Genomic DNA, 12,442 nt, shown 5'->3' with positions numbered 1-12,442 from the left:
GCAAAGCCAGTGTGTCGCAACGTTTACCAGCGACCTGCTGGCTACCATCGGTGGCGATGTCGAAGTCGAGATGTGCGCCGCGCGCGCTGGTGCTGAGTGCGGCCGCCGCCGTGGTGGTGACGGCGAGCGCGTGTTCGTCCGGACCGCAGGGGCCGGTCGCCGCGGCCGACTCCTTCCTGTCCGCCTTCGCCCGCCAGGACGCGGCGCACGCCGCCGATCTGACCACCCAGCCGGAGAAGGCCTCGGCCGCATTGGCTTCGGCGTGGCAGAACCTGCAGGCACAGCACCTGACCGCGCATACCGGATCCGCGCGCGTCACCGGCGACACCGCCACCGTCGACTACACCTACGAGTGGACCCTGCCGAAGGACCGCGTCTGGAGCTACTCCGGGCAGTTGCAGATGGGCCGCAGCGGCGGGCAGTGGAAGGTGCGCTGGAGTGCCTCCGACATCCATCCGAAACTGGGCGACACCCAGAGCCTGCACCTGCGCACCACCCCGGCTCCGCGGGCGCGGGTCAATGAACGGTCCGGCAGCGACGTCCTGGTTCCGGGTGTGGTGCACAGGATTTCGTTCACGGTGTCCGACGCCCCGGATCCGGGCTATGTGGCCGGCGCGCTGTCGGCCGCGCTGAAACAGTTCGACGACACCCTGACCACCGACGCGATCCTGGCCGCCGCCCGGAAACAACACGGTCCTGCTCTCGTCCTGGGGCTCAGCGATTGGGAATTCGACCAGGTCAGCGGACAGTTGCTGGGCCTGCCCGGGGTGACCACCGACCGGCAGGGGGACCTCCTGCCCACCGACAGGCATTTCGCGCCCGACCTGATGACGCAGATCCGCAAGACCGTCATCGACGAGGTCGACGGCAAGGCGGGCTGGAGTGTGGTCACCGTCAACGCCGACGGCGTCGATACCGATGTGCTGAAAGAGGTTGCGCCGCAACCGGCTCCGTCGTTCTCGCTCAGTATCGATCGCACCGTGCAGAACGCCGCGCAGCGGGCCGTGGACCCGCGTCGCGAGCAGACCATGATGGTGGTGATCCAGCCTTCCACCGGAGCCATCCTCGCGGTGGCGCAGAACGAGGCCGCCGACACCGACGGGCCGGTCGCGACGACCGGGCTGTATCCGCCCGGCTCCACCTTCAAAACCGTCACCGCCGCCGCCGCGATGACCGCGGACATCGCGAACCCGGATACCGTCGTGCCGTGTCCGAGCCGGATCGTGGTGGGGGAGCGGACAATTCCGAACTACGACCTGTTCTCCCTCGGTGATGTGCCGATGTCGACGGCGTACGAGCGGTCCTGCAATACGGCCTTCGCGAAATTGGCCAGCGAACTGCCCGGTGCGGCGCTGACCGACGCCGCCGCGCGGATGGGGGTGGGCCCGGACTACACCGTCGCCGGGTTGCCGACCGTGTCGGGTTCGGTACCACGGGCCGACGACGAGGTGGTCCGCACCGAGGACGGGATCGGTCAGGGCAAGGTGGTGGTCAGCCCGTTCGGCATGGCGCTGGTGGCGGCGACGGTCGCGCACGGGTCGGCGCCGACACCGTATCTGATCTCCGGGCACGAGACGGCCGTGCACGGTGACCGGCCGAGCCTGTCGCCGCAGGTGGTGGAGGGTCTGCAGGCGATGATGCGCAAGGTGGTCACCGGGGGTACGGCCGAGCGGATCGCCGACCAGGGGGAGGTGTTCGGCAAGACCGGTGAGGCGGAGGTCGACGGCGGATCGCATTCGTGGTTCATCGGATTTCGCGGCGATCTCGCATGGGCGACGCTGCTGGTACGCGGCGGGAGTTCCGACAATGCGGTCGCGGTGACCAGGGATATGCTGGCAGCTCTCCCACCGGGCAGTGCCTGAGCCGCCCGTGGGCCCGCCCGGCGGACCGAGATTGCGGCGAGCCCCCCGAATGCACGTGACCGGACGCTCGGTGGCGTCCGGTCACGGGGGTGAAAGCTGTGTAGTTCGGGTGGCGTTTATTGTCCCTGCACCTCCGTTCCACCGACGGTGGCCGAGGTCGCGTGCTCGGTCGGGGGTGACGCCCCGGCCGAACCGTCTCCCAGAATCTCCACGGCCCCGGTCCCGGCGAGGATCATCCCCGCGGTGATCAGCGTGAGCGTCGAACGCTTCATGGTCTTCTCCCTTGTCGGTGAGTGAGAGCCACTGGCATCGAACCATCGGTTCGCCGACTGTTAGCCGACCCCGAAAACCGTAAACCGGCGAACCGCGCGCCGACAACCCCCTGTGCCGGAACGCGCAGCGGAAAAGGCCATGAAAAGCCCGGTTAGACTGTCAATTTCTAATTCTGTTCAGATCGGCGCAAGCTGGCCGACAGATGGTGTTGCGTCGGTTGCCCGACGGCCGCCATTCGCAGCGTGTAGTCGATCGTGTCGCCGGACAGATGGATCGACCGGCCCAGCGCGGTGACCGATTTCGCCGTCGTGGAGGTGCCGATATGCGTGGAATCGAGTTCGAGCCGCAGCCCGTCCTCGGCGATTGTGATCCGCCCTTCGCAGATCTCGGTGATACCGGTGGGGTGGGCGAGGATCAGTTCCACCCGGTCCGCGCCGGTCGCGCGCAGGTAGCCGGTTTCGGCGTGCAGCGAGCGGCCGTCGCCGGCGTGGCGGGTGCGTTGCCGATAGGTGAGGAACGGGCGGCCGACGTGGCCGAACCGGATTTCCTCGTGATAGTCGAACGGCTCGATGGTCGGATACTCCCCGTGACCGGAGCCCCGCCAGGTGCCCAGCAGCGGAGCCAGATGGGCGATATCCGGATGGGGCGCGACGGCGGGTTGGGGTTCGAGCACGGCGCACAGCATAGTTCCCCGCGGCGCCGAGGGTGGGACGACCACGCGGCCGAGTCCGGTTCGTCCGGGACGAGACGGGGTAGGCCACGACATACATCGCGAATCGGGCCCCGCTCGCGCCGAGATCACGCCGCGGCGGTCCGGTGTCTGGTGTGATGGACCGATGCCGACCGCGTGCGAACGGAGCTGGCGATGACCGTGCGTATCCAGGCGATGCCGCGGCGGAGCGCGCATGCCGTGCTGCGCGGCTGGTGGCTGCCGTGCTGGGTGCTCACCCGGCGCCAGATCCGGCCCTCGCTGCGCAACGGCGAGGTGTTGACGGCGGTGCTGGCGCCGACGGTGTTCACCCTGGGTTTCTACGTACCGCTGAATCGGGTGATGACTTTCGCCGGGCACGGGGCGAGCAGTTACGCCCAGTTCCTGATGCCGATGATCGTCATGCAGGCGGTGTCGTTCTGCGCGTCCGCGGCCGCGCTGCGTGCGGCGGTCGATGCCCGCGACGGTCTCGATGCCCGGCTGGCGACCATGCCCATTCCCTCGATCGCACCGTTGATGGCCCGCACCGCCCCCACCGGATACCGCGTCGTCATCGCGTTGGCGGCGGCGCTGCTGGCCGCGCACGTGATCGGTTTTCGGTTCGGCGGAAGTAACTGGGAGACACTGGGTTTCCTCTTGTTCTCGGTGTCGGTCGGGGTGATGCTGGGACTGTTCGGTGATCTGCTGGGGGCGCTGTCGAAGTCGCCGGAGGCCACCACCCAGGTGCTGATGCTGCCGCAATTGATTCTCGGCATGGTGTCCACCGGGTTCGCGCCGGCCTCGCAATTCCCGCCGTGGATTCAGGGTTTCGCGCGGAATCAGCCGGTGTCGCAGTTCGTCGACGCGATGCGAGCGCTCGCGGGTGACAAGCCGGGTTTCGCCACGGCGGTGGACCGGTCGACGATCGGGCCGGGTGTGATGTGGACGGTGGCCGGGCTGCTGGTCTTCGGCGTCGGGTCGGTGGTGCTGGCGGTACGGAGGCAGCGATGACCGGGGCGGACACGGCGGTGCGCGAATTGGCGACCGTGCAGGTGGATACCGAGCGCTGGCGGTATCTGCTGCCACAGACCCTGGTGCAGACCGGCCGGCTGTTGCGGCGCTGGCGCCGCGATCCGCTCACCACGGCACAGATCCTGGTCTTCCCGGCGCTGCTGCTGATAATGCTGAATACGGTGCTCGGCCGGCAGATCTCTTCGTTCTCCGGCGTCGACGCGCTCTACGGTTCGGTGCCGATGGTGACCGTGGTGTCGGTGATGTCGGGATCGCTGGCCGGGGCGGTGACGCTGGGCCGCGAACGCGATGCGGGCCTGCTGGGCCGCTTCTGGGCGCTGCCGGTCCACCGCGCCTCGGGGTTGCTGTCGCGGCTGCTCGCCGAGGTCGCCCGGATCGTGCTCTGCACGGTGGTGCTCTTCGCGGTGGGTATGGCGCTCGGTTTCCGGTTCCACCGTCCCGCCGCCGCACTCGCGGTGCTCGGGGTGCCGCTGCTCTACGGAATCGGATTCGCCACCATGGTGACGGCGGTGGCGGTGTATTCGGCGAAAACGTTCGTGGTAGAGGCCATTTCGCTCGGATCCTCGCTACTGATGTTCTTCAGTACCGGATTCGTCCCGCTTCCCGCCTACCCCGAATGGGCGCAGCCGATCGTGGCCCATCAGCCGCTGTCCACGGCGATCGACTCGATGAGCGCGCTGGCGCTCGGCGAATCGGCCCGCGGGCCGCTGTGGGCGACGGTGGGATGGTCGGTCGGTGCGATGGTCCTGTTCGCGGTGCCGGCGGCGGTCGGATTCCGGCGTGCCAGCCGGCAGTGAGCGGGGCCGGGCCGGCGTCGCTCAGCGCAGGCCCTCGGCGATCTCGTTGATCATCTCCGCGGAATCACGCGGGCTCAGTGCCATCGCGCGCAGCTGGTCGAACATCACGCCGAATCGGCGAATCTCGTTGTGGCCCTCCACGATATCGTCGCCGGCGATCCCTTCGACGTAGACCAGTTCGGGGTCGGCCGGATCGGGGAAGTCGAGCACGACGAAGGAGCCGACCATCGCCGGGTGCGCACCCGCGCCGAACGGCAGCACCTGCAGGATGACATTGCGCTTGTCGGTGTCCTCGGTGAGCCGCAGCAACTGTTCGCGCATCACCTCGGGCCCGCCGACCACCCGCCGGATGGCGGCCTCGTCGAGGACCACCCACAACTCCAGCGGATTCCCGTCGCGGGTCAGCACCTTCGAGCGCTCCACCCGGGCCCGCAGGCGCTGTTCGATCACCGACGTCTCGACCTTGGGCATCGCGGTGTCCAGGACCGCCCACGCATAGCGCTCGGTCTGCAGCAGGCCGGGGATGAACGAGGTCTGGAACAGTCGCGCCGACAGCGCCTCGGTCTCGAAGTTGATGTAGGCGGCGTAGACCTCCGAGACGGCGGCCTCGAACGGGCGCGACATGCCCGGTTTCTGCGCTTCCATGAGCAACTGCACCGCGTCGGAGCGTTGCGGTTCGCCGATGCCGTACAGGTCGAGCATCGCGGTGAGGGTGCGCCGCTGCGGGCGCGCCTGCGCGGTTTCGATCCGGTAGAGCGTGGTGACGTTGATGCCGGTGCGAGCGCTGACCACCTCTTTGCTGATCCCCGCCTGCTCACGCATCTCCGACAGCAGTGCGGCCAACCGCCGCAGCTGAACCGTCAGCACCGTGCGTTTACCTGCCATCGCGCGCGCACTCCTTGTGAGATTCGGGACGCTCGAGCGCGTTCCACGGATTCGGGAACGGTCGGGCGAGCATACCGCCCGCGCCGCAGGTCCCGGCGCGGTCGTTCCCACCCGGGAATATCCACGATTGCCCGGGGATTGCAGCAGGAGAACACAGGTGGAACGGAGGTCGATCGCCATGGCGCCGACGGCAGTGGAGGCGGTGCGGATCGTACGGTCCGACCAGCGATACGGCTGGCGGAACGAATGGCTCGATTCCCGCCAGTCGTTTCCCGCGACCGGAAATTTCGATCTCGCCGCCAACGCACACGGAATGTTGCTGGTGCACAACGAGGATGTCGTCGAGGCCGGTGCGGGTTTCGACACGCATCAGCATCTGAATACCGAGATCGTCACCTGGGTGCTGGAAGGCACTGTGGTGCACCAGGATTCGGAAGGTCATTCCGGGCTGATCCGGCCGGGCCTGGCCCAGCGCATGAGCGCGGGAACCGGAATCCTGCATTCCGAGCGCAACGGCGCGGTGTACGGCGAGCGCGCGAATCTGCACGTGGTGCAGATGTGGATACCGCCGGACGAGGCCGGCCGCGCGCCGAGCTATCAGGACGCCGACGTCGAGGCCGGCCTGTCGCGCAACGAGTTGGTCACCGTCGCATCCGGAATGCCTCGCCATCGCGCCGAGACGGCGATCACCCTCGGCAATCGCTACGCGGCATTCCATGTCGCACGGCTGGACCCGGGCCGTTCGGTGCTGGTGCCGGAGGCGCCGTTCGGCCACATCTTCCTCGCCCGCGGAACCGCCGTCTTCGAGGGCCCGGCCGACGAGCAGACCACCCTGTCCGCCGGTGACGCGGTACGCACCACGGGCACCGGCGGGCAACGCATCACGGCCGTGGCGCCGAGCGAGGTGCTGATCTGGGAGATGCACGCGAGTACGAGCTGATCCGGCCGGACCGGCTCAGCCGCCTGCGATGATCGAATGCTCCTCGGCGAAGGCCTTTCGGCAGGTCGGCGCGCAGAAGGCATGGTCGACGCCGTCGTGCGTCAGGGTGAAGCGCGCGGTCGCCCACTCCACGGTCATCCCGCACACCGGGTCGATCACATGGCCGTCGGGCACGTCCCGGTGATCCTCGGCCGGGTGGTAGTCCTGGGTGATCAGCCGGGTGATCTCGGTTCCGGAGGTCGCGTGCCCCAGCGTGCCGACATTGCCCTCGCGCAGGCCGATGATCTGCACCAGGCAATGCGGGGCACGGGACAGCCGGTCCGGATCCGATTCGGTCGCGGCGACGGCCTCGGTGATCGCCGCGATCACATGCGTGCCGAATCCCTCCGTGTTGCTCCAGGATCCGGGCACCGTCACGCGGGCCAGATAGCGCGGTGCGGTCGAGGGATCGGGACCGCCGGTCGCCCACACCTCCGGCGTGTGGATCAGCACGTGGGTCAACTCCCGGGCGCGAGCCAGGACTTGCTCGGGCGCGGATTCGCCGGTGGTCAGGGCGTGCAGGATGCGGTCGGCCAGCGCGGCGCGGCGCTCGCGCGTCGGTGTGGCCTCGGAGACGAAGAGTTCGATGGTCATCATGAGCGGAATACCTTTGCGTGGGAGAGCAATTCGTCGACCGACCACTGGTCGTCGGCGTGTGAGCCGTAATAGGCGGCGGCGATCGAGCCGTCGGAGGCGATGAGGAAATCGGCGGGCAGGCCGAGGCGACCGCCCTGCGGCGTGCCGCGGGGCGTGGGTTGCTCGCCACGTGCCATCGGACCGACGGCGCTGCCGACCGCCCGCGCGATACCCGGCCATGCCCGCGGATGCAGCAGTGCGCGAGGCGCGGATTCCACGCCGAATTCGCGATACAGCGTCTTGTCCGGATCCGCGATCAGGTCCAGCGGGATATCGGCGGCGTAGTCGGTCAATTCGTCCGCCGCGGAATGGAAGACGGCGACCTCGCGGATTCCGGCGGCGGCGATTTCGGCATGCCGGGTGATGAAGGTGCGCAGATGCCGGTGACAGATGGGACATCCGGCGAAACGGCGGAATTGCAGATGAATCAGGCGATCGGGATCCGGGACGGGAATCGCGGTGCCGGTGACGGCGATCAGGGTCCGGCTCGCGACGGTGGTGGGTGCCGACATGAATGCTCCTCGGTAGGTAGGCGTACCTCGTACGCCTACGAACCAGTATGCGCGTATCTTGTACGCTGTCAATCCGTGCCCCGTCCTCGCTCGCTGACCGCCGCGGACCTGTCGACCGCGGCCCTGGCGGTGATCGACCGCGCCGGCCTGCCCGGCCTGACGATGCGTGCCGTGGCCGCCGAACTGGGCATGGCCACCATGGCGCTGTACCGCTACGTCGCCGACCGTGAGGCCCTCGAAGTGCTGATCGTCGACCGGGTGCTCGGCGAGGTCGACGTGTCCACCCCCGCCGACGCCGAGTGGCGGGCGACGCTCGCGATACTGCTCGAGCGCATGCGGGCTGCGGTCGCGGCGCATCCGGCGACGGCTCCGCTGGTGCCGCGGCACCGGCACGCGAGTCCGGCCGCGCTGCGATGGATGGATGCCACGCTCGCCGCGCTCACCGCGGGTGGTTTCACGGGGCGCGAGCGAGTGATAGCTCAGCGGACGCTGGTGGCCTTCCTGCTGGGCTGTCTGGAGAACGAGCACTATGCCGCGATCGGCGGTGCGGGCACCGCGGCGATCGCGACGCTGCCGACGGCCGACTATCCGTATCTCGTCGACACCGCCACCCACGCCCGCGACATCTCGGCCGAGGAGGAATTTCGCGGCGGTATGGAGATCGTTTTGCGTGGTTTGGCGCCGCGCTGAGCGTGTCGCGAGATCGTTGCCGACGCGCCGTCGCGGGTTCCGGCCACGACCGGTCGACCCGTGAAATGATTACCAGCACAGTCGTTCTCGAGGCATCATCGCACGTCGCGGGCATAATATGAGGCTGGGAAGACTGTGACCACACCGTGATTCCAGCAATGCGGACGCAATCTTGCGTTCTTGCATATGCAAGAGCAGAATCCGATCTACCCTTAGATTCGCCACATTCGATCCGAACGACGGACGAGCGAAATCCGGAGATCAGTGATGACGGTGCGACGATGACCACTTCGATTGCCAATGCGTTACCCGCAGCTCCGCAATTGTTGTGCGCCTTCCAAGGTCGGCGATTCCAGGACCGCGAACTGTTGCGATCGGCCCGGGCGCTGGCCGAACTGCACACCCGGCGCGCGCAGATCACGGACCCGATTCTCATCGCGGAAATCGACTGCCGCCGCGGTGAACTCATCGACGACATCAACGAATGGGTGGAACGCGAACTGCCGGGCTATCGCACCGGGGTCGCGCTGCGCACCGATGTCCTCGGGCCGATGGTCGACCGCATGGCCGGCAGCTGGGTCGCCGCCAACCGCGCCATCGACAGCGACGGCGCCCGCAGCGACACCACCCACAAGCACTGGTACCACCTCGCCGAACTGGTCGACGGCTATACCGACCTCGTCAGCGGCGTCGCCACGCCGCCCGCCCGGTAACCGCAGCGCACAGCGGCGTCGCCGCCGTGGCCGCCTCCCGGGGCGGATAGTCTGAATACATGTCTGTGCGCACCCGCAAGCCGCTCGTCCCCGGAACGCTCTCGCCCGTCCGCGAGGTGCCGCGCTCGATCGAGCGGCCGGAGTACGCCTGGAAGAAGACCGTCAACGAGGGCCGCGAGCCGTGGGTGCAGACGCCGGAGACCATCGAGAAGATGCGGCTGGCGAGCAAACTGGCCGCCCAGGCGCTGCAGGAGGCCGGTAAAGCCGTCGCCCCGGGCGTCACCACCGACCACCTCGACGCGGTCGTGCACGAGTATCTCTGCGATCACGGGGCCTACCCGTCGACCCTCGGTTACAAGGGCTTCCCCAAATCCTGCTGCACCTCGCTGAACGAGGTGATCTGCCACGGCATTCCGGACTCGACCGTGATCGAGGACGGCGACATCGTCAATATCGACGTCACGGCCTACATCAACGGCGTGCACGGCGACACCAACGCCACCTTCCTCGCCGGTGATGTCGACGAGGAGGCCCGGCTGCTGGTGGAGCGCACCCACGAGGCCACCATGCGGGCCATCAAGGCGGTCCGCCCGGGGCGTGCGCTGAACGTGATCGGGCGCGTCATCGAGTCGTATGCGAACCGGTTCGGCTACGGCGTGGTCCGCGACTTCACCGGCCACGGCGTGGGCCCGACCTTCCACAGCGGCCTGGTGATCCTGCACTACGACCAGCCCGCCATCGAGTCGGTCATCGAGCCGGGCATGACCTTCACCATCGAGCCGATGATCAACCTCGGCGGCATCGATTACGAGATCTGGGACGACGGCTGGACCGTGGTCACCAAGGACCGCAAGTGGACCGCGCAATTCGAGCACACGCTGGTCGTGACCGAGGAAGGCGCCGAAATCCTCACGCTCCCATGAGGTTCACGGGCGCGGCCGGCGTGGTGGCGCGGTGAACGGCGCGCTGTTGGTCGCCGGTACCACCTCCGATGCCGGAAAAAGCGTGGTGGTGGCCGGCATCTGCCGGATGCTGGCGCGGCGCGGCGTGCGGGTGGCGCCGTTCAAGGCGCAGAACATGTCCAACAATTCGGTCGTCACCCTGGACGGGGGTGAGATCGGCCGGGCGCAGGCACTGCAGGCGCGCGCCTGCGGACTCGAGCCCAGCGTGCGGTTCAATCCGGTCCTGCTCAAACCCGGCAGCGATCGCCGCTCGCAGCTGGTGGTGCGGGGCCGCGCCGTCGACACCGTGGGCGCCCGCGACTATTTCCGGCACCGGCGGCGGTTGCGAGAGGTGGTGGCCGGGGAACTGGCCGCCCTGCGCGCCGAGTTCGACGTCGTGATCTGTGAGGGCGCCGGCTCACCCGCCGAGATCAACCTGCGCGCAACCGATCTGGCGAATATGGGTCTCGCGCGCGCGGCGCGGCTGCCGGTACTGCTGGTGGGCGATATCGATCGTGGCGGGGTGCTGGCGCATCTGTTCGGCACCGTGGCGATTCTCGACCCCGAGGATCAGCGGCTGATCTCGGGCTACATCGTCAACAAATTCCGCGGCGACGTGGACTTGCTGCGGCCCGGGCTGGACCAGCTGACCGCGCTCACCGGCCGTCCGACGCTCGGCGTCATGCCTTTCAGCGACGAGCTGTGGATCGACGCGGAGGATTCCCTCGGCACGGTCGCGGATGCCCCGGTCGGCCGCCCCCGCCCACCGGTGGGCACCGAGTGGCTGAGCGTCGCCGCGATCCGGCTGCCACGCATCTCCAACTCCACCGATATCGAGGCGCTGGCCTGCGAACCGGGAGTCTCGGTGCGCTGGGTGAGCGACCCGTCGCGGCTGGCCGGCGTGGACGTGGTCGTCGTTCCGGGGAGCAAATCCACGGTCTCGGATCTGAACTGGTTGCGCCGCACCGGAATCGCGGACGCGATCGCGGCCCACGCCGGCGCGGGAAGGCCGGTGCTGGGCATCTGCGGTGGCTATCAGATGCTCGGCCGCCGCATCCACGACGACGTCGAATCCGGGGCGGGCGAGGTTGCCGGTCTCGGCCTGCTGGACCTCGAGATCGAATTCGCCGATCCGAAGGTGCTGCGCCGCAGGGCCGGCCACGGCGCGGCGAGCGGGGGAGCTGTTGTCGGAATCCCGTTGTCCGGCTATGAGATCCACCACGGCCGGGTGCGGCGCAGCGGCGATCCGGCCTGGGTCGAGACCAACGGTGCCGAGACGGATCCGGACGGGCGTGGCGGCAGCGTTCGGGCGGCCCGCGTAGCTGACGCCGACAGCCACGTGCGAGTCCGAGGCGCGGGGATCGCGGTCGGCGAAGGCAGCGTGCGCGGGGCCGTTCGCGGCACACATCTGCACGGGCTGCTGGAATCCGACGAGTTCCGCCGCGCGTGGCTGGGAGAGGCCGCGCGGCAGGCCGGTCGCACCGGCTTCGTGGTCGCCTCCGATACCTGTGTGGAGGCGGTGCGGACCGCTCAAGTGGATCTGCTGGCCGATCTGATCGAGAAATACCTCGACATCGCGGCGCTCGAGCGCCTGATCAGCGACGGCGTACCCGCGGGGCTGCCCACCCTCACCGTCGGCCGGTGAGTGCCGGGCCCGGCGGGGCCGGTGCGCGCGGGGCTGCAAATCCGTTCGCGGGCAGATGCCGAACTCGCTCGATGTGCCGAGGTCGAGTTTCCGGTGCCGAGGCCGCCCACCTCACAGCGCTGCGATCCGGGTCATCACCGGGCGATGAAGTGGCCGAGGACATGGCGTGCGCCCGCCCGCTCCCGTGTAGCGTTGATCGGCATGGAGACCCGGCGAATCGCGGTCGGTGACCGCGCCTGGACCGTACGAGTCGGCGGGCCGGAGTCCAGGCATACGGTGCTGCTGCTACCCGACGCCGGAGCTTCGGCCGACGTCTACGACCAGGTGTGCGAGCGACTGCACAACTCCGATCTGCGCACCATCACGGTGGAGTCGATCGACGGCCTGGACAAGGCCGCGGTGTATGCGATCCTCGACGATCTCGGCGTGGCCTGGGCCAACCTGGCCGGCTACGGCGCGGGCGCGGAACTGGCCTGGCAGCTGGGCGCGCGCGGCTTCGGCCGCTTCGTCGGACTGGTGGTGGCCGGGCGAGCGCATCCGGCCGTCGCCGTGGACGGGACCGCCGCCGACGCCACCTGCCCGGCCGTGGAGCTGCCCACCACCGTCATCGCCACCGAGGACCTGCCGCGCACGGTGGCCGATTCCTGCGGTCGCCACGTCTTCGGCGAATTCCGCGTCACCCAGGTCGATACCGCCGATGTGCCGCTCAAGGCCGATCACGAATTCGCCACCGAGATCGTGCTGCGCTCCGGTCTGTGGTGAGCGGGTTCGCGACAGGCCCTGCGCGGC

Annotated in this window: 14 protein-coding genes; 9 read left to right on the top strand and 5 right to left on the bottom strand. The window is 68.7% G+C overall.

Features of this window, described 5'->3' with window-relative positions; translation table 11 throughout:
- Positions 1-56: 56 nt before the first annotated feature.
- Positions 57-1,862 carry a penicillin-binding transpeptidase domain-containing protein gene (locus NA3_RS05470; protein WP_062962473.1) on the top strand — a complete coding sequence of 602 codons (1,806 nt, stop codon included), beginning with the start codon at positions 57-59 and terminating at the stop codon, positions 1,860-1,862.
- Between the two features lie 116 nt (positions 1,863-1,978).
- On the opposite strand, the gene NA3_RS36670 is transcribed toward NA3_RS05470, so the two are convergent.
- Complete coding sequence (locus NA3_RS36670) at positions 1,979-2,134, bottom strand: hypothetical protein (protein WP_156055460.1); 156 nt, start codon at positions 2,132-2,134, stop codon at positions 1,979-1,981.
- A gap of 167 nt (positions 2,135-2,301) precedes the next feature.
- Positions 2,302-2,820: a peroxynitrite isomerase gene (locus NA3_RS05465; RefSeq protein WP_062962472.1), complete on the bottom strand. Its 519-nt coding sequence runs from the start codon at positions 2,818-2,820 to the stop codon at positions 2,302-2,304.
- A gap of 180 nt (positions 2,821-3,000) precedes the next feature.
- Between NA3_RS05465 and NA3_RS05460 the strand changes: the two genes are divergently transcribed.
- Both NA3_RS05460 and NA3_RS05455 read left to right on the top strand, forming a co-directional pair.
- Positions 3,001-3,834 (top strand): ABC transporter permease, encoded by an 834-nt coding sequence (locus NA3_RS05460; RefSeq protein WP_084491336.1) that lies wholly within the window; start codon positions 3,001-3,003, stop codon positions 3,832-3,834.
- A complete protein-coding gene (locus NA3_RS05455) occupies positions 3,831-4,652 on the top strand; it encodes an ABC transporter permease (RefSeq protein ID WP_084491236.1) in 822 nt (273 codons plus the stop codon). The genes NA3_RS05460 and NA3_RS05455 overlap by 4 nt, the downstream gene beginning before the upstream one ends.
- 21 nt (positions 4,653-4,673) lie before the next feature.
- On the opposite strand, the gene NA3_RS05450 is transcribed toward NA3_RS05455, so the two are convergent.
- Positions 4,674-5,537, bottom strand: coding sequence for a helix-turn-helix domain-containing protein (locus NA3_RS05450; protein WP_062962471.1), 864 nt, complete (start codon positions 5,535-5,537; stop codon positions 4,674-4,676).
- Positions 5,538-5,715: 178 nt separating this feature from the next.
- Between NA3_RS05450 and NA3_RS05445 the strand changes: the two genes are divergently transcribed.
- Positions 5,716-6,477, top strand: a complete 762-nt coding sequence (locus NA3_RS05445) for a pirin family protein (protein ID WP_062962470.1) — start codon at positions 5,716-5,718, stop codon at positions 6,475-6,477.
- A 15-nt stretch (positions 6,478-6,492) separates the two neighbouring features.
- Here NA3_RS05445 and NA3_RS05440 read toward each other — a convergent pair whose 3' ends face one another.
- Complete coding sequence (locus NA3_RS05440; protein ID WP_062962469.1) at positions 6,493-7,113, bottom strand: YHS domain-containing protein; 621 nt, start codon at positions 7,111-7,113, stop codon at positions 6,493-6,495.
- Positions 7,110-7,664 carry a peroxiredoxin-like family protein gene (locus NA3_RS05435; RefSeq protein ID WP_062962468.1) on the bottom strand — a complete coding sequence of 185 codons (555 nt, stop codon included), beginning with the start codon at positions 7,662-7,664 and terminating at the stop codon, positions 7,110-7,112. The genes NA3_RS05440 and NA3_RS05435 overlap by 4 nt, the downstream gene beginning before the upstream one ends.
- 75 nt (positions 7,665-7,739) lie before the next feature.
- On the opposite strand from NA3_RS05435, the gene NA3_RS05430 reads away from it, so the two are divergent.
- The 5 genes from NA3_RS05430 to NA3_RS05410 all read left to right on the top strand — a co-directional run bounded on the left by NA3_RS05430 (position 7,740) and on the right by NA3_RS05410 (position 12,415).
- On the top strand, positions 7,740-8,354 hold the full coding sequence (locus NA3_RS05430; RefSeq protein ID WP_062962467.1) for a TetR/AcrR family transcriptional regulator: 615 nt from the start codon (positions 7,740-7,742) through the stop codon (positions 8,352-8,354).
- Between the two features lie 281 nt (positions 8,355-8,635).
- Positions 8,636-9,067, top strand: a complete 432-nt coding sequence (locus tag NA3_RS05425) for a hypothetical protein (protein WP_227995013.1) — start codon at positions 8,636-8,638, stop codon at positions 9,065-9,067.
- Between the two features lie 59 nt (positions 9,068-9,126).
- Positions 9,127-9,990, top strand: coding sequence for a type I methionyl aminopeptidase (gene map / locus NA3_RS05420; protein WP_062962466.1), 864 nt, complete (start codon positions 9,127-9,129; stop codon positions 9,988-9,990).
- A gap of 31 nt (positions 9,991-10,021) precedes the next feature.
- The gene (locus tag NA3_RS05415; protein WP_062962465.1) at positions 10,022-11,653 is read left to right on the top strand and encodes a cobyric acid synthase; all 1,632 of its coding nucleotides are present in this window, start codon (positions 10,022-10,024) and stop codon (positions 11,651-11,653) included.
- A gap of 201 nt (positions 11,654-11,854) precedes the next feature.
- On the top strand, positions 11,855-12,415 hold the full coding sequence (locus NA3_RS05410; RefSeq protein WP_062962464.1) for an alpha/beta fold hydrolase: 561 nt from the start codon (positions 11,855-11,857) through the stop codon (positions 12,413-12,415).
- Positions 12,416-12,442: the final 27 nt, after the last annotated feature.

Origin of the sequence: Nocardia africana NBRC 100379 (assembly GCF_001612635.1) — a bacterium.
In the GTDB taxonomy this organism is placed as follows: domain Bacteria; phylum Actinomycetota; class Actinomycetes; order Mycobacteriales; family Mycobacteriaceae; genus Nocardia; species Nocardia africana.
Note: the sequence above shows the minus strand (reverse complement) of the source record. Positions and strands in the feature narration are given on the sequence as shown.

What these genes read in the sequence shown, in the direction of transcription:
- NA3_RS05470 (WP_062962473.1), top strand. Translation starts at nt 57, where the DNA reads ATGTCGAAGTCGAGATGTGCGCCGCGCGCGCTGGTGCTGAGTGCGGCC.
- NA3_RS36670 (WP_156055460.1), bottom strand. Translation starts at nt 2,134, where the DNA reads ATGAAGCGTTCGACGCTCACGCTGATCACCGCGGGGATGATCCTCGCC.
- NA3_RS05465 (WP_062962472.1), bottom strand. Translation starts at nt 2,820, where the DNA reads ATGCTGTGCGCCGTGCTCGAACCCCAACCCGCCGTCGCGCCCCATCCG.
- NA3_RS05460 (WP_084491336.1), top strand. Translation starts at nt 3,001, where the DNA reads ATGACCGTGCGTATCCAGGCGATGCCGCGGCGGAGCGCGCATGCCGTG.
- NA3_RS05455 (WP_084491236.1), top strand. Translation starts at nt 3,831, where the DNA reads ATGACCGGGGCGGACACGGCGGTGCGCGAATTGGCGACCGTGCAGGTG.
- NA3_RS05450 (WP_062962471.1), bottom strand. Translation starts at nt 5,537, where the DNA reads ATGGCAGGTAAACGCACGGTGCTGACGGTTCAGCTGCGGCGGTTGGCC.
- NA3_RS05445 (WP_062962470.1), top strand. Translation starts at nt 5,716, where the DNA reads ATGGCGCCGACGGCAGTGGAGGCGGTGCGGATCGTACGGTCCGACCAG.
- NA3_RS05440 (WP_062962469.1), bottom strand. Translation starts at nt 7,113, where the DNA reads ATGATGACCATCGAACTCTTCGTCTCCGAGGCCACACCGACGCGCGAG.
- NA3_RS05435 (WP_062962468.1), bottom strand. Translation starts at nt 7,664, where the DNA reads ATGTCGGCACCCACCACCGTCGCGAGCCGGACCCTGATCGCCGTCACC.
- NA3_RS05425 (WP_227995013.1), top strand. Translation starts at nt 8,636, where the DNA reads ATGACCACTTCGATTGCCAATGCGTTACCCGCAGCTCCGCAATTGTTG.
- map (WP_062962466.1), top strand. Translation starts at nt 9,127, where the DNA reads ATGTCTGTGCGCACCCGCAAGCCGCTCGTCCCCGGAACGCTCTCGCCC.
- NA3_RS05410 (WP_062962464.1), top strand. Translation starts at nt 11,855, where the DNA reads ATGGAGACCCGGCGAATCGCGGTCGGTGACCGCGCCTGGACCGTACGA.